The organism is Streptomyces davaonensis JCM 4913 (genome assembly GCF_000349325.1).
Classification (GTDB): Bacteria; Actinomycetota; Actinomycetes; order Streptomycetales; family Streptomycetaceae; genus Streptomyces; species Streptomyces davaonensis.
In genome coordinates, this window is sequence record NC_020504.1 from 822,977 (window position 1) to 838,051 (window position 15,075).

The 15,075-nt window shown below is 69.4% G+C and carries 14 protein-coding genes; 7 read left to right on the forward strand and 7 right to left on the reverse strand.

Translation table 11 applies throughout. The annotated features are described in order from the left end of the window. The first annotated feature begins 23 nt into the window (after positions 1-23). Positions 24-848: an aldo/keto reductase gene (locus BN159_RS03605; RefSeq protein WP_015655540.1), complete on the forward strand. Its 825-nt coding sequence runs from the start codon at positions 24-26 to the stop codon at positions 846-848. A gap of 71 nt (positions 849-919) precedes the next feature. After that, a complete protein-coding gene (locus tag BN159_RS03610; RefSeq protein WP_015655541.1) occupies positions 920-2,365 on the forward strand; it encodes a glyceraldehyde-3-phosphate dehydrogenase in 1,446 nt (481 codons plus the stop codon). 65 nt (positions 2,366-2,430) lie between these two features. On the opposite strand, the gene BN159_RS03615 is transcribed toward BN159_RS03610, so the two are convergent. Next, positions 2,431-2,883: a flavodoxin family protein gene (locus BN159_RS03615; protein ID WP_041818788.1), complete on the reverse strand. Its 453-nt coding sequence runs from the start codon at positions 2,881-2,883 to the stop codon at positions 2,431-2,433. 144 nt (positions 2,884-3,027) lie between these two features. Between BN159_RS03615 and BN159_RS03620 the strand changes: the two genes are divergently transcribed. Continuing rightward, positions 3,028-3,396: a nucleoside/nucleotide kinase family protein gene (locus BN159_RS03620; RefSeq protein WP_015655543.1), complete on the forward strand. Its 369-nt coding sequence runs from the start codon at positions 3,028-3,030 to the stop codon at positions 3,394-3,396. A 184-nt stretch (positions 3,397-3,580) separates the two neighbouring features. After that, on the forward strand, positions 3,581-4,687 hold the full coding sequence (locus BN159_RS03625) for an acyltransferase family protein (RefSeq protein ID WP_015655544.1): 1,107 nt from the start codon (positions 3,581-3,583) through the stop codon (positions 4,685-4,687). 16 nt (positions 4,688-4,703) lie between these two features. Here BN159_RS03625 and BN159_RS03630 read toward each other — a convergent pair whose 3' ends face one another. After that, positions 4,704-5,201, reverse strand: coding sequence for a GNAT family N-acetyltransferase (locus BN159_RS03630; RefSeq protein WP_015655545.1), 498 nt, complete (start codon positions 5,199-5,201; stop codon positions 4,704-4,706). Between the two features lie 85 nt (positions 5,202-5,286). Here BN159_RS03630 and BN159_RS03635 point away from each other — a divergent pair, with 85 nt between their 5' ends. Continuing rightward, positions 5,287-5,898, forward strand: coding sequence for a lipoprotein (locus tag BN159_RS03635; RefSeq protein WP_015655546.1), 612 nt, complete (start codon positions 5,287-5,289; stop codon positions 5,896-5,898). 28 nt (positions 5,899-5,926) lie between these two features. Here the strand turns inward: BN159_RS03635 and BN159_RS03640 are convergent, their stop codons facing one another. The 4 genes from BN159_RS03640 to BN159_RS03655 are packed head-to-tail and all read right to left on the reverse strand — an operon-like array spanning position 5,927 to position 10,494. Further along, on the reverse strand, positions 5,927-7,282 hold the full coding sequence (locus BN159_RS03640) for a GH1 family beta-glucosidase (protein ID WP_041818790.1): 1,356 nt from the start codon (positions 7,280-7,282) through the stop codon (positions 5,927-5,929). A 29-nt stretch (positions 7,283-7,311) separates the two neighbouring features. Beyond that, complete coding sequence (locus tag BN159_RS03645; protein ID WP_041818792.1) at positions 7,312-8,151, reverse strand: carbohydrate ABC transporter permease; 840 nt, start codon at positions 8,149-8,151, stop codon at positions 7,312-7,314. 16 nt (positions 8,152-8,167) lie between these two features. Further along, positions 8,168-9,163 carry a carbohydrate ABC transporter permease gene (locus tag BN159_RS03650; protein WP_015655549.1) on the reverse strand — a complete coding sequence of 332 codons (996 nt, stop codon included), beginning with the start codon at positions 9,161-9,163 and terminating at the stop codon, positions 8,168-8,170. A 14-nt stretch (positions 9,164-9,177) separates the two neighbouring features. Next, positions 9,178-10,494, reverse strand: a complete 1,317-nt coding sequence (locus BN159_RS03655; RefSeq protein ID WP_015655550.1) for an ABC transporter substrate-binding protein — start codon at positions 10,492-10,494, stop codon at positions 9,178-9,180. 185 nt (positions 10,495-10,679) lie between these two features. On the opposite strand from BN159_RS03655, the gene BN159_RS03660 reads away from it, so the two are divergent. Beyond that, on the forward strand, positions 10,680-11,984 hold the full coding sequence (locus tag BN159_RS03660; RefSeq protein ID WP_015655551.1) for an ROK family protein: 1,305 nt from the start codon (positions 10,680-10,682) through the stop codon (positions 11,982-11,984). A gap of 61 nt (positions 11,985-12,045) precedes the next feature. On the opposite strand, the gene BN159_RS03665 is transcribed toward BN159_RS03660, so the two are convergent. Continuing rightward, positions 12,046-14,208, reverse strand: a complete 2,163-nt coding sequence (locus tag BN159_RS03665; protein WP_015655552.1) for a discoidin domain-containing protein — start codon at positions 14,206-14,208, stop codon at positions 12,046-12,048. A 313-nt stretch (positions 14,209-14,521) separates the two neighbouring features. On the opposite strand from BN159_RS03665, the gene BN159_RS03670 reads away from it, so the two are divergent. Beyond that, positions 14,522-15,049 carry a COG1361 family protein gene (locus tag BN159_RS03670; protein WP_041818794.1) on the forward strand — a complete coding sequence of 176 codons (528 nt, stop codon included), beginning with the start codon at positions 14,522-14,524 and terminating at the stop codon, positions 15,047-15,049. Positions 15,050-15,075: the final 26 nt, after the last annotated feature.

The window sequence follows — 15,075 nt, forward strand, 5'->3', positions numbered from 1 at the left end:
CCGACATCCGAGGAATCACCACCATGACCACGGTCCCCACCGTCACGCTCAACAACGGCGTCGAGATCCCCCAGCTCGGCTTCGGCGTCTTCCAGGTCCCGGACGCCGAGACCACCGCCGCCGTCACCGAGGCACTCAAGGCGGGCTACCGCTCGATCGACACCGCCGCGATCTACGGCAACGAGGCGGGCGTGGGCAAGGCGCTCGCCGCCGCCGAGCTCGCCCGCGAGGACGTGTTCGTCACGACCAAGCTGTGGAACGCCGATCAGGGCTACGACGCCACCCTCAAGGCGTTCGACGCGAGCCTGGAGGCCCTCGGCCTCTCCTACGTCGACCTCTATCTCATCCACTGGCCGACCCCGGCCCGCGATCTGTACCGGGACTCCTGGAAGGCCATCGAGCGCCTGGTCGCCGACGGCAAGGTCCGGGCGGCCGGGGTGTCCAACTTCCAGCCCGCTCATCTGCGGCGGCTCATCGACGGCGCCTCGATCGTGCCCGCCGTCAACCAGATCGAGCTCCACCCCGGCCTCCAGCAGGCCGCGCTGCGCGCCCTGCACTCCGAGCTGGGCATCGCCACCGAGGCCTGGAGCCCGCTGGCCCAGGGTGCGGTGCTGGGCGACGAGGCGATCGTGTCCATCGCCCGGCGGCACGGGAAGTCCCCCGCCCAGGTCGTCCTGCGCTGGCACCTTCAGCTCGGGAACGTCGTGATCCCCAAGTCCGTGACCCCGGAGCGCATCCGGCAGAACCTCGACGTGTTCGATTTCACACTCTCCGACGACGAGATGGCCGCCGTCGCCGCTCTGGACCGTGACCTGCGCACCGGCCCGGACCCGGACGCCTTCAACTGACCGACCCCGATCAAGCCCGTTCGAGCAGGCGGGTTAGCATATGAGCACCGCCTAGCTCGAAAGAGACTTACGTGACTGTCAACGACGACTCGTTCACCAACTGGAAGAACCGCGAGGAGATCGCGGAGTCGATGATCCCGATCATCGGGAAGCTGCACCGGGAGCGGGACGTAACGGTTCTGCTGCACAGCCGCTCCTTGGTGAACAAGTCGGTGGTCAGCATCCTGAAGACCCACCGGTTCGCGCGGCAGATCGCGGGCGAGGAGCTGTCGGTCACCGAGACGCTGCCCTTCCTCCAGGCGCTCACCGCGCTGGACCTCGGCCCGTCCCAGATCGACATCGGCATGCTGGCCGCGACGTACAAGTCGGACGACCGCGGTCTGTCGGTGGCGGAGTTCACCGCGGAGGCGGTCGCCGGCGCCACGGGCGCCAACAAGCTGGAGGGCGGCGCGGGCCGCGATGTGGTCCTGTACGGCTTCGGCCGCATCGGCCGCCTGGTCGCCCGGCTGCTGATCGAGAAGGCGGGCTCCGGCAACGGTCTGCGGCTGCGGGCCATCGTGGTCCGCGGCGGTGGCGAGGCGGACCTGGTCAAGCGCGCCTCGCTGCTGCGCCGCGACTCCATCCACGGCCAGTTCCAGGGCACGATCACGGTGGACGAGGAGTCCTCCACGATCTTCGCCAACGGCAACGCGATCAAGGTGATCTACGCGAACGACCCGTCCGAGGTCGACTACACGGCGTACGGCATCAAGGACGCGATCCTCATCGACAACACCGGCAAGTGGCGGGACCGCGAGGGCCTCTCCAAGCACCTGCGCCCCGGTATCGACAAGGTCGTGCTGACCGCGCCCGGCAAGGGCGACGTCCCGAACATCGTGCACGGCGTCAACCACGACACGATCAAGCCGGACGAGCAGATCCTGTCCTGCGCCTCCTGCACGACCAACGCGATCGTGCCGCCGCTGAAGGCGATGGACGACGAGTACGGCGTGCTGCGCGGTCACGTGGAGACGGTCCACTCGTTCACCAACGACCAGAACCTGCTGGACAACTACCACAAGGCCGACCGCCGCGGCCGCAGCGCGCCGCTGAACATGGTGATCACCGAGACCGGTGCCGCCTCCGCCGTCGCGAAGGCGCTGCCGGACCTCAAGGCCCCGATCACCGGCAGCTCGATCCGCGTCCCCGTCCCGGACGTCTCGATCGCCATCCTCAGCCTGCGCCTCGGCCGTGAGACCAGCCGCGAGGAGGTCCTCGACTACCTCCGCGAGGTCTCGCTGCACTCGCCGCTGAAGCGTCAGATCGACTTCACCACGGCCCCCGACGCCGTCTCGATGGACTTCGTCGGCTCGCGCCACGCCTCGATCGTCGACGCCGGCGCCACCAAGGTCGACGGCGACAACGCCATCCTCTACCTCTGGTACGACAACGAGTTCGGCTACTCCTGCCAGGTCATCCGGGTCGTGCAGCACGTCTCCGGCGTGGAGTACCCGACCTACCCGGCTCCGGCGGTCTGATCCCGCGAGCGATTCGAGCGTCACGGCGGTGCCCCGCACCGCCGTGACGCCTTTTGTGCTGCGCGTCAGCCCATCAGTCCGGCGGCGACCGTGGCCCCCAGCTCCCAGCACGCCTCGATGTCCGCTTTGGCCGGTTCGCCCGTCACTGTGACGGCCTCCGCCGCGCGCCGCCAGCCGAGCCCCGTGGTGACCGACTCGATGGACCGCACCGCGCCGGTGACGTCGTTGCCCCCGTGCACGTAGTAGCCGAAGGGCCGCCCGCGCGTGGCGTCCAGGCACGGGTAATACACCTGGTCGAAGAAGTGCTTCAGGGCGCCGGACATGTAGCCGAGGTTGGCCGGGGTGCCGAGGAGGAAGGCATCGGCGTCCAGCACGTCCGTCGCGGTGGCGGACAGCGCGGGCCGCCGCACCACGGCGACGCCCTCGATCTCGGGCGCGGTCGCGCCGGAGAGCACGGCCTCGAACATCGCCTGGCAGTTCGGCGAGGGCGTGTGATGCACGATCAGCAGAGTGGCCACACGACCGAACCCTGCCGCCGCGATCACGCTCCCGCAAGTCCGGAGTCTTTACGTCCGTTTATGCCTGTCATCATGCGATTCTCAGCGAAATCCCATGCGCCGCACGGGGAATGGACGACATTCAACAACGGTAGGGTCACGGCGGTGAGCGATCCGAGATGCCGGTGTACCTGCCCCGGCGCGACGGTCTGGGTCACCGGGCGGCCGCTGGCCGACCGGCTGGCCGCCGCTTACGCGCTCGCCGAGCGACTGCTCGCACAGGGCCGCCGGGTGACCGTGCTCGACCGCTACGACGACCTGTCCGCGGATGCGGCACACCTGGGCCTGGCCGCCGAAGTGCTGGCCCGCAACGGCCTGGTGGCCATCGTCCCGTGCGCCACGGACGGCGTGGAAGCAGTGCGTTCACGGCACGAGGCGAGTGGTACCCGGTACGTCGAATTGTCCGTGACCGACCGGACAAGTCCGGAGGAATCCGCCTTGGCCGCGCTCGGGCGGATCGTCACACACGACTGAACGCGAGCGGCTGAGCGCGCGGGAGATACGGCGGTCACATCATGACCGTCCGGGTTTACGCGGCTGTGGGTGCGTGACTACGGTGTCCCGGGTGTCGGCACATGGGCCACACAGGTAACTCACTAAGAGGTGTTCTGCTCTGTCCGGGTTCCATCGAGAAGGTCTCGATCAGCAAACGCTGCCCATGCGCAGTCTCGGACAGGCCCAGGCGCCGCCCGGAGCGAACGACGGCACGGCCGCGGCGCCGGCCGGACGGACTGCTCGGTCGGTCAAGGAGCGGGACGCGTTCTTCGACAACGCCAAGTACCTGGCCATCGTGCTGGTGGCGATGGGGCACGCGTGGGAGCCGCTGCGGGACGAGAGCCGTACGGTCACCGCGCTGTACATGGTCGTCTACGCCTTCCACATGCCGGCGTTCATCGTCATCTCCGGCTACTTCTCGCGGACCTTCGATGCGACCCCGGGACGCGTGAAGCGGCTGGTGACCGGAGTCGCCGTGCCGTACGTCGTGTTCGAGGTGGCGTACACCTTCTTCACGCGCTGGACGGACAACGAGCCGGGCCGTGACATCAGCCTGCTGGACCCGCTGTATCTCACCTGGTTCCTGGCGGCACTGTTCATCTGGCGGCTCACCACGCCGATCTGGCGGATCGCGCGCTGGCCGCTGCCGGTGGCGCTCGGCATAGCGAGCCTGGCCACGCTGACGCCGACCATCGGCAAGGACCTCGACCTCCAGCGCGCGCTCCAGTTCCTGCCGTACTTCGTCCTCGGCCTGATTCTGAAGCCGGAGCACTTCGCGCTGGTGCGTCGGCGCGAGGTGCGCCTGGCCGCGGTGCCGGTGCTGCTCGGCGCGGCCGTCGTCGCCTACTGGGCCGTGCCGCGGATGAACTACGCGTGGTTCTTCCACCGCACCAGCGCCGAGGACCTGGCGGCGCCCGCCTGGTACGGGCCGCTCATGACGCTCGTACTGTTCGGCTGCTCGATGATCCTGGTGGCGTGCTTCCTGTCGCTGGTCCCCGGCCGCGGCACGTGGTTCACGGCCCTGGGCGCGGGCACGCTCTACGGCTATCTTCTGCACGGCTTCGTCATCCAGGCCGCCAACAAGTACCACTGGTCCCACCTGGACTGGGTGCAGGAGCCGCTCGGGAAGATCGTCGTGACCCTCGTCGCCGGCGCGATGGTGACGGCGCTGTGCACGGCGCCGGTGCGGCGGGTCTTCCGGTTCGCGATGGAGCCGAAGATGGAGTGGGCCTTCCGCCGCGATCCGGTCGCCGAGGCCCGGTCCCGCTGACTCCGGCCACCGAGTCTCAATCGGGCTCGGCGTCGACGGGCAGGGAGTAGCGCAGTTTCTCCTTGGCGCGGGCGCCGAGGCGGTCGTAGAACCGGATCGCGTCGGTGTTCCACGGCGGGGTCTGCCACTGCACGAGGTCGAGGCCGCGGGCGCGCGCCTCGGCCACCACCGCATTCATAAGCAGGGGTCCGAGGCCCAGGCCGCGGTGGCCGTCGCGGAGGAAGAGGCAGTCCATGTGGAGGTACTCGGTGCCGTCCCAGGTGGAGACCTCGGGGGCGCAGGAGGCGTAGCCGACGATCTCGCCGCCGTCGAGTTCCGCGACGAAGCAGGACAGGCGGGGCGGGTTCGCCGGGCCGAACAGAAGTTTCTCCAGCCGCCGCGGCAGGTCGGCGGGCGGCGGCAACGCTTTCTCGTACGCGGCGTGTTCGGCCGCCAGTTCCGCGACGTACGGCAGATCGGCGGGGCGCGCGGGGCGTACGCGGGCCTGTGCGGCGCCTTGTTCGATGTCCGTCACAAGGTCATCATGCCTGAGCCCGACTCACGGGAGTCGGCAGTCTCTCGGTTACCCTGTGCCGCCGGGTTCGCGAGGGGAGATCGAAGTGGCGGGGCGTCGAGCGGCTTGTGCCGCGGTGCTGGTCGTGCTGTTGGCAGGGTGTTCGTCGGGGGCCGAGGACAACGACGCGAAGGCGTCGGCGAGTCCGTCGGCGGCCGCGAAGGACTCCTCCGTCGCGGACAGTGGCCGTTCCCTCGGGGCCAAGGGCTCCGACTGCGAGTTGCCCGTCACCTTCGACATCGCCGAGGAGTGGACCGCGGAGTCCGTCGAGGCCCCGCTGGACCAGGGTCCGGTCAGCCTGGCCTGCGAGGTCGACGCCAAGCCCGCGGGCAACATCGGCTTCCTGCGGGCGTGGACCGGTGAGCCGGGCGACGACGACGCCCGTGCCGTACTGGAGGCCTTCGTCGCCGCCCAGGGCGGGGTGAGCAAGGAGAAGTACGGCGAGTTCGGCGCGGGCGATCTCGACGGTGCCGAGGTGACGTACCTCTACTCCAACGAGCTTCTGGAAGAGACCAAGGAGGAGAGCGCGCTGGCCGTCGTCACCGCGCAGGGGCCGGTCGTTCTGCACCTCGGCGGCCTCGACACCGAGGAGCACCGGGCGATGCTCCCCGCCTTCGAGCTGGCGAAGAAGACGCTGCGCTCCGGCCGGGCCGAGTAGGAGACTCGGCCCGGCCGGAGGCGCTGGGTCAGGCCTGCGACTGCCGGTGCAGGCGGATGATGTCCGCGTACCGCAGACCGCTCGACTTCATGGTCCGCTGCTGCGTCGCGTAGTCGACGTGGACCAGGCCGAAGCGCTTGTCGTAGCCGTAGGCCCACTCGAAGTTGTCGAGCAGGGACCAGGCGTAGTACCCCGCGAGCGGGGCCCCCTTGCGCACCGCGCGGGCGCAGGCGGCGATGTGCTGCTCCAGGTACCGCGTGCGCTCGGGGTCGTGGACGGAGCCGTCCGGCGCGACCGTGTCCGGGAAGGCGGAGCCGTTCTCGGTGACGTACAGCTTGCGCACGCCGTAGTCGTCGGTCAGGCGCAGCAGCAGGGCCTCGAGGCCGTCGGCGTCGATCTGCCAGTCCATGCCCGTGCGCGGCACGTCGGGCAGCAGGACCTCACGGGCGTGCGGGACGGGCCCCTCGGGGTCGTCGGCGACGGTCACCGGGAAGTAGTAGTTCAGGCCGTGCCAGTCCAGCGGCGCGGCGATCGTCTCCAGGTCGCCCGGCCGCTCGGGGAGTTCGACGCCGTACAGCTCCCGCATGTCGGCCGGGAAACCGCGGCCGTAGACCGGATCGAGCCACCAGCGGTTGCTGTGGCCGTCCATGCGGGTCGCGGCCGCGATGTCGGCGGGGCTGGTCGAGGCGGCCTCGATGGTGGAGTGGTTGGTCACCAGGCCGATCTGCGCGCCCGGCACCGCGGCGCGGATCGCCTGGGTGGCGAGGCCGTGCCCGAGGAGCAGGTGGTACGACGCCTGCACGGCCGCGGTGAGATCGGTGAGGCCGGGGGCCATGCGGCCCTCCAGGTGGCCGATCCACGCCGAGCACAGGGGCTCGTTGAGGGTGCACCACTGGGTGACCCGGTCGCCGAGGCGTGCGGCGACGGCGGATGCGTAGGCGGCGAGGTGCTCGGCGGTGTCGCGGGCGGTCCAGCCGCCGCGGTCCTGGAGGACCTGGGGCAGGTCCCAGTGGTACAGGGTGATGTTGGGCGTGATGCCCGCCTCCAGGACGGCGTCGACCAGCCGGTCGTAGAAGTCGAGGCCGGCCGCGTTGACGGGGCCGTCGCCGCCGGGGACGACCCGGGGCCAGGCGAGGGACAGCCGGTAGGAGTCGACGCCGAGGCGCCGCATCAGCGCCACGTCCTCGGGCCACCGGTGGTAGTGGTCGCAGGCCTCGTCGCCGTGGTCGTCGTTGTCGACCTTCCCCGGGGTGTGGGAGAAGGTGTCCCAGATGGACGGCGACCGGCCGTCCTCGGCGGCGGCGCCCTCGATCTGGTAGGCGGATGTGGCCGTGCCCCAGCTGAAGTCGTCGGGGAAGGCGGCGAGGTCTATCGGTTCGGGCACAGAGAACCTCTCTGGGTCGGGGCAGACGCTCACTTGACGGCTCCGGCCGTCAGGCCGGTGACGAGGTAGCGCTGCAAGAGCAGGAAGCCGGCGACGACGGGCAGGCTGACGACGAGCGAGGCGGCCATGATCTGGTTCCAGTACACGTCGTTCTGGGTGGAGTAGCCCTGGAGCCCGACCGCGAGGGTGCGGGTGGTGTCGTTGGTCATGACGGAGGCGAAGAGGACCTCGCCCCAGGCGGTCATGAACGCGTAGACGGCGACGGCGACGATGCCGGGGATCGCGGCCGGTACGACGACCCGGAACAGGGCGCCGAGGGGCCCGCAGCCGTCCACCTTGGCCGCCTCGTCGAGGTCCTTGGGTACCGAGTCGAAGTACCCGATCAGCATCCAGATCGAGAACGGCAGCGAGAAGGTCAGATAGGTGAGGATCAGACCGCCGCGGGAGCCGAACAGGGCGATGCCGGTGGCGTTGCCGATGTTGACGTAGATGAGGAAGAGCGGCAGCAGGAAGAGGATGCCCGGGAACATCTGGGTGGAGAGCACCGTGACCGTGAAGACGCGCTTGCCGCGGAAGTTGTAGCGGCTGACCGCGTAGGCCGCGAAGACGGCGATGGCCACGGAGCAGACGGTCGCCGCGCCCGCCACGATCAGCGAGTTGACGAAGTAGTCGGCGAGCGGGACGGTCTCCCAGATGTCGAAGTACGGGCGGATCGTGAGGCCGGAGGGGATCCACTGGAACTTCCCCGACACGTCCTGGAGCGGCTTCAGCGAGCTGGAGATCATCACGTACACCGGCAGCAGCACGAAGACCGTGAGCAGGGTGAGGAAGATCCGGCGGCTCCACAGGAAGGACTGCGGGGCGGCCATCGGCGAGCGGGGCGCCTTAGACATCGGCGGTCTTCCTTCCGCGGGAGGTGACGGCGAGGTAGACCCCGGTCACCAGGAGCAGGAACAGCAGGAGCAGGACCGACATCGCGGAGCCGGTGCCGAAGTTCCAGGTCTGGAACGACGACTGGTAGATGTGGAGCGAGATCAGGTCCGCCGATTCCGGCGCCGCCCGGCCGAACAGCACGAAGGGCGTGTTGAAGTCGTTGAACGTCCACAGGAACAGCACCAGGACGAGGACCTGGTTGACCGGGCGCAGGGACGGCATCGTGATCCGGCGGATCTGCTGCCAGATCCCGGCGCCGTCGAGCGCGGCGGCCTCGTACATCTCGCGCGGGATGTTCTGGAGCCCGGCCATGATGATGAGGAAGGCGAACGGCCAGCCCTTCCACACCGAGACCACGAGCAGGGTGTAGAAGCTGTTGTCGCCGATCAGCCAGAAGGGCGGTGAGTCGGTGAGCCCCAACTGGTCGTGGATCACATGGTTCACCAGGCCGTTGTCGCGCTGGAACATGAACGCCCAGGTGATGACGGCGGCGTAGACGGGCAGCGCGTACGGCACGAGGAAGATCGTGCGCAGCAGGCCGCGGCCGCGGAAGGACTCCTGGAGGTAGATCGCCGCGGCGGCACCCAGCAGCCAGCACAGGCCGACCGAGAGCACGGTGAACAGACAGGTCGTGACGAACGACTTGAGCAGGGCCTCGCCGACGGGGGCGTCGAAGTCGACCGCGATCTTGTAGTTGTCCAGGCCCGTCCAGGGCGCGGTGTTCCAGTCCCGGATGTAGAACTGGGTGAGCTCCCTGAAGCTGACCACGATGCCGATGACCATCGGCACCAGGTGGACCAGGAGTTCCAGGAGCAGGGCGGGCAGGAGGAGCAGATACGGCAGGGACACATCGCGCAGCCGCCCGAAGCGGCGCTTGGGGGGCGCCGCTTGGGGGTCCTGCTTCTGTACTGTCCGCTCGCCCGTGCCGTAGGCAGCGGTGGTGGTCATGGTGGAATCCGTCGTCACGAGGTGGACATCTGCTGCTGGGCCTTTTCGAGCTTGGCCTTCACCGACTCGGTGGTGACCGCCCGGCCGGCCGCGGCGTCGGCGAACAGCTCCTTCACGGCGGTGCCCACGACGGTCTCGAACTGCGACTCCTCGGGGACCTGGGGCAGCGCGCTGGCGCTGGTGGCGAGGGTCTCGCGCAGGACGTCGAGCGCGGGGCCGCTGAACGCGGGGTCCTCCTGGGCGGCCTTGACCGGCGGGATGGAGCCGTAGGCGCCGTTGAGGATCTTCTGTTCGGCGTCGCTCGTCATGAACTTCACGAACTTCTTGGCGCCGTCGATGTTCTTGGTGTTCTTGAAGACGGCCATGTTGATACCGGCGACCATGGAGTTGGTGTTGGTGCCCGTGCCGGGGGTGCCGTCCTGGACGGGGGCGGGGGCGACGCCCCACTCGTCGTCCTTCATGCCCTGGGACTTGAAGGTGGCCGAGGCGGTCTGCCAGAGCACCATCGCCGTCTTGTCCTTGGCGAAGTCGCTCAGGGACTGGTTCTGCGCGTACTCCGCGTTGCCCGGCGCGATGATCTTGTCCTTGGCCATCAGGTCGACGTACTGCTTCACGGCGGCGACAGCGCCGTCGGAAGTGAAGTCGGCCTTGCCGTCGGGGGTGAAGAAGTCCGCACCGTGCTGCTTGCCGAGGACGAACACCTGGTGGATGTTGTTGGAGAGGTTCGAACCCTCGGCGCCGAGCGCCCACTTGCCGTCCTTGGACAGCTTCTTGCCGACCTCGGCCATCTCGTCCCAGGTGGCCGGCGGCTTCTCGATGCCCGCGTCGGCGAACATCTTCTTGTTGTAGTAGAGCGCGTAGGCCATGGAGTACAGCGGTACGGCGGCCGGGTCCTGGCCCTGGACGCCGGTGGAGCCGAGCGCGGAGTCGACGAAGCGGTCCTTGCCGCCGATCGCGTCGAAGTTCTTCGCGTCCCAGGGCAGCAGGGCGCCGGTGGCCTGGAGCGAGGCGCTCCAGGTGTTGCCTATGTTCAGGACGTCGGGGCCCTGGCCGGAGGTGGTGGCGGTGAGGATGCGGTTGAGCAGGTCCGACCAGGGCACCACCTCCAGCTTCACCTTGATGCCGGTCTCCTTCTCGAACTTGTCGAGTTCGGGCTGGAGGACCTTCTTGTCGACCTCCAGGTTGGCACCCTGGTTGGAGGCCCAGTAGGTCAGCGTCTTGGGCTGCTCGTTGGAGCCCTCCGAGCCGGACGACCCCCCGCCGCAGGCAGCCGACGTGAGGACGAGCGAGAGGGTGACGGCGCCGATGGCTGCGACTCTGATTCTGCGCATGAGTTCAGTGGGCCTTCCAGGAAGGAGCGACTGTTCGCCTGCGGAGGATCCGGAGCTGCGCCCCGCGTGCGGACCCGAAACCCCCACGGCTTAATTTAGGACGTGAGTTAAGCGTCAAGCTAAGATCGCGTCAAGAGCCCCGGCCCAGGTCGTTGCGGCGCGGGCGTCAGAAAGAGGGAGCAGGGGTGACAGTACGCAGCGGTCGTACGGTACGTGACCTGCGGCGGGAGAATCGCACCGCCGTGTTGCAGCGGCTGTACTTCGACGGGCCGCTCAGCCGGTTCTCGCTCGGGCCCGCCACCGGCCTCAGCTCCGGATCGGTGAGCAACGTGGTCTCCGAGCTGATGGCGGAGGGACTGGTCGAGGAGGCCGGAAGCGTCGATTCCGTCGGCGGACGGCCTCGCACCCTGCTGCGGGTCAGCCCGCAGAGCGGGCACATGATCGGCATCGACGTGGGCGAGACCCGGGTCCGGATCGAGCTGTTCGACCTGGCGCTCACCGAGCTGGCCCGGGTGGAGAAGCCACTGGCCACGGAGGGGCCCCGGCGGGTCGACCGGTACGACGTCGATGTCGTCGTCCGGTACCTGCGCGAGGGCATTGCCGAGGTGCTGGAGCGGACCGGGATCCCGGCACAGGGGCTGCTGGGCGTCGGCATCGGCGTCCCCGGCATCGTCGCGCACTCCGCGGCGGAGGGCGCCATTGTGCACGGGCAGACGATCGGCTGGGACGCCGTACCGCTGGAGCGGTATCTGCGGGAGTCGGGGCTGCTGCCCGAGACGGTGCCCTACTACGTCGACAACGGCGCCAAGACGCTCGGCCAGGCCGAGATGTGGTTCGGCGCCGGGCGGGGCGCCAAGAGCGCGGCCGTGGTCCTCTTCGGGTCGGGTGTCGGCGCTTGCGTGGTCTCCGCCGACATGGGGCCGGGGCGGGCCGTGGAGTGGGGCCATCTGACCGTACGGGTCCGGGGGCGGCGCTGCCGCTGCGGCGCCCAGGGCTGCCTGGAGGCCTACGCGGGCGCCGAGGCGCTGCTGGAGCGGTGGGCGGAGGCGGGAGGGCGGCCGCCCACGGGAGTGGACGAGGAGACGGCGCTGACGGCGATGCTCGCCGCGGCCTATCCGGCCGAGGGCGCCGCGGACGAGACCGCGCTGGAGGTCCTGGAGGAGACCGCCGAGTACCTGGGCGCGGGCTTCTCCGACCTGATCAACCTGTTCCAGCCGGAGCGCATCCTGGTCGGCGGCTGGGCGGGGCTCCAACTGGGCCGCCGGTTCCTGGACTCGGTCCGGGCCCACGCCACCGCCTATTCGCTGCGCTACCCGGCCGCGCACGTCACCGTCGACCTGGGCACCCTCGGCCCGGACGCGGTCACGGTCGGCGCGGCGATCCTCCCGCTCGCCGACTTCTTCGCGCGCGGCGGACGCCCCGTGGAGACGGAGCAGAAGGAGCCGAACCCGGCCTGGCAGACCAACCTCCAGGACCGGGCGGCTCAGTAAGAACAGGCTGTGAGGGCCCTCCGGGCCGGGCGTGGGGACAGCCCGGCCCGGAGGGAGTCGGTCACGGGAAGGACGTGACGGTGGACGGGACGGTGGAGCTGCCGGACGGGACCGTGGACGGGCCCGTGTCGTTGATGACGTGCTCGTAGTGGCCGTTGCCGCCGAGCGAGACCACCAGCAGGCTGTGGAACTTCACGCCCGGCTTCACCGGCGCCTTGAAGCCGTGGTCCTGGCGGATGCTCGGGTCGACGTTGTAGTAGCAGTAGCTGCCCAGGCCCCACCCCTCGTGCGTGGTGACCGAGTCGTCGACGCGATAGGCCGCGTACCCCTTGGTGGTGCCGTTCTGGATGGCGGCCTGGTTGGGCGCGTCGTAGGCCTTCTCGTTCTGGAAGAAGATCGTCCGGCCCCGCTCGCCGTACCACTCCACGTCGTACTTGTTGAAGTGCTCGACGAACAGTCCGGTCGCCAGCACGTCGTCGCCGTTGACGCGGACGCCGTAGTCGGCCCGGTTGGTCTCCCAGCCGACGCCGTCGCCGTGGTCGGCGCGCCACACCCAGGTGTGGTCGATGATCGTGTCGTCGCTGTTGACGACCATGCTGGTGGTGGCCTTGCCGGGGCCCGCGCCGCCGATCCGGATGTACACGTCCTGGACGGTGGTCGGGTTGGCCGCGTGGTCGGCGCTCGCGCCCTGCGGGCCGACCTCCAGCAGGGTGCTGGAGTTGACCGTGCCGGCGTCGATCAGGAAGCCGGCCAGCCGGACGCCGTCGACATCGCCGACGCGCATCGCGGTGACGCCGTTGTCCGGGATGATCGTGGCGAGGCCCAGGCCGAGCACGATGGTGCCTGCCCGGTTGACCTGGATCGTCTGGTCGACGTGGTAGACGCCGGGGGTGAACAGCAGGTGCAGGCCCTGGCTCACGGCCTGGTTGATGGTGGCCGCGCTGGCGCCCGGCTTGACCACGTAGAAGTCGCTGAGCGGGATGGACTGGCCCTGCGGGGTGCCGCTCTCCCAGGTCGTGCCGCGCGCGTTGGTGCGCAGGGCGGGCGCGAACACCTTGTACTCGTTGCCGTCGAGGTACAGGAACGGCTTCTCGCGCGACACGGGCGTGTTCGCCAGGGTGGTGTACTTCGGCTCGGGGAAGCCGGTCGCCGGGGCGCCGACCGTGCCGGAGAAGACCTGGTTCCACACCGAGTTGGACCAGCCGCCGATGGAGCTGTCCCGGGTGTACCACTGCTGCTGCGAGTAGTTGCCGACCTGACCGTCGACCTTGGAGTCGGCGATGTAGCCGCCGCTGGCCCAACCGTAGCCGTCCGGCGAGAGGTTGAGGCCGCCCTTGACGTGCATGCGGCGGAAGGAGGAGGCCTGCGAGACGGCCCAGCGGTCGGTGCCGTTGACCGGGTTGACCGCGAGGTTCTCCGCCGAACGCCAGAAGTTCTGCGTGGCGTTGCCGTTGAACCAGCCCGCGTCGACGGTGATGTCACCGTTGATCAGGGTGTCGTCGGGCTTGAGTCCGAGCCCGGCGATCTGGGTGTAGAAGCCGATCTGGGCGTTGAGGCCGTTGTAGGTGCCGGGCTTGAAGAGGAAGGCGTGCCGGCCGCTGCCGAACTGGGCCGACTCCTGCTGCTCGAACACCTCGTCCAGCTTGGCCTGGATGCCGGGTGTGGAGGGGTCGATGACATGGACGTTCGGGCCGAGGTCACCACCGCCGGGGAGGGTGGGGCCGCCGTCCTGGGTGCCGTAGACCTTGAACTCCCAGAGGGAGTAGCCCCATCCGGTGGCGCGGGCGGTGCCGTACACCCGGACGTAGCGGGCCGTGCCGGAGACGTTCAGGGTCTCGGTGCCGCCGGTGCTGGTCGTGGTGGAGTAGGCCGTCGACCAGTCGGTGCCGTTCTGGGAGATCTCGATGCGGTAGGCCGACGCGTAGGCGGTCTCCCAGCGCAGTTCGACCTGACTGAGCGCGGCGGGGGCGCCGAGGTCGACGCGGATCCACTGCGGGTCGGAGAAGGCGCTGGACCAGCGGGTGCCGTTGTCGCCGTCGACCGCTGCCGTGGCGGGCGTGCCGGCGTTCTCCGTACTGGAGGCGGTCACCGGCTTGCCCTGCGACAGCAGGGTCGGGGCAGCTTCCGCCCTGGTCGCGGGCGCGAGGGCGAGCAGGGCCGCGGCGAGCGCCAGGACGAGCGCGGCGATGAGGGAGCGTCTGTGCGGTGGGCCGACTGCGGGCATGAAAGGGGCTCCTCGGAACGAGAGTTGACGGAAATGAGCGCGCTCTCGGGAACCCTGCCGCCGGTCCTCCGGTCCGGTCAATAACTCCGTCACGACTTTTCTTTCACCTTTCATTAAGTAGGGAGCAGCCTTCGGCGCCCTCGCGATACGCGCCAATCGGCATCGAAGCGGGTACAGCCCGACCCGGGCGGCCCACACCTCGTACCGCCACTTCACACCGTCACCACGAATCCATCACGCCAGGATCACTTCCGGTCGATCCGGCTCCGGTGGTGCAGACGGGGCGGACGGCGCGCGCCTAGCCTCCCGGGCCATGCGATCACCTCTGATGAGACGCCTCGGTCTCACCGCCGTCCTCGCTCTGCTGCTCGCCGCGTTCGGCCTCGCGCCCGGCGCGAGCGCGGCCGAACCCGCCCCGGCCACCCTGACGTTCAGCTCCGACAGCGCGACCACCACGCCCGGCGGCACGGTGAACCTGTCGATGACGCTCACCAACAACGCCACCTACGACATCTGGTTCGTCTACCAGACGATCGACCCGACGTGGCTCACCACGCAGCGACCTGACCTGAAGTACAGCTTCACGTCGTGCACTCTGGCCACCGCCGCGGGCGCCACCCCGTGTTCCGGCACCGGCCCCGCCAACCTCGGCGCGAACTACGGCGCCACGATCCCGCCGGGCCAGAGCCGCACCGTCACGCTCACTCTCCAGATCGCCGCCGACTCCGGCTGCAACGGCAACATCGGCTTCTACTCGTACTACTACGCCGAGTTCAGCGACCGCACGAGCGTCAGCGGCGGTCCGGCCTACACCCCCGAGACGCGGGTCCTGTGCGCCTGACGGGCCACGGCTGACCTGAAACCGGT

Bases quoted from the DNA above. Each gene is read 5' to 3' on its own strand.
- BN159_RS03650 (WP_015655549.1), bottom strand. From the start codon at position 9,163: ATGACCACCACCGCTGCCTACGGCACGGGCGAGCGGACAGTACAGAAG.
- BN159_RS03670 (WP_041818794.1), top strand. From the start codon at position 14,522: ATGCGATCACCTCTGATGAGACGCCTCGGTCTCACCGCCGTCCTCGCT.
- BN159_RS03665 (WP_015655552.1), bottom strand. From the start codon at position 14,208: ATGCCCGCAGTCGGCCCACCGCACAGACGCTCCCTCATCGCCGCGCTC.
- BN159_RS03625 (WP_015655544.1), top strand. From the start codon at position 3,581: ATGCGCAGTCTCGGACAGGCCCAGGCGCCGCCCGGAGCGAACGACGGC.
- BN159_RS03605 (WP_015655540.1), top strand. From the start codon at position 24: ATGACCACGGTCCCCACCGTCACGCTCAACAACGGCGTCGAGATCCCC.
- BN159_RS03655 (WP_015655550.1), bottom strand. From the start codon at position 10,494: ATGCGCAGAATCAGAGTCGCAGCCATCGGCGCCGTCACCCTCTCGCTC.
- BN159_RS03645 (WP_041818792.1), bottom strand. From the start codon at position 8,151: ATGGCCGCCCCGCAGTCCTTCCTGTGGAGCCGCCGGATCTTCCTCACC.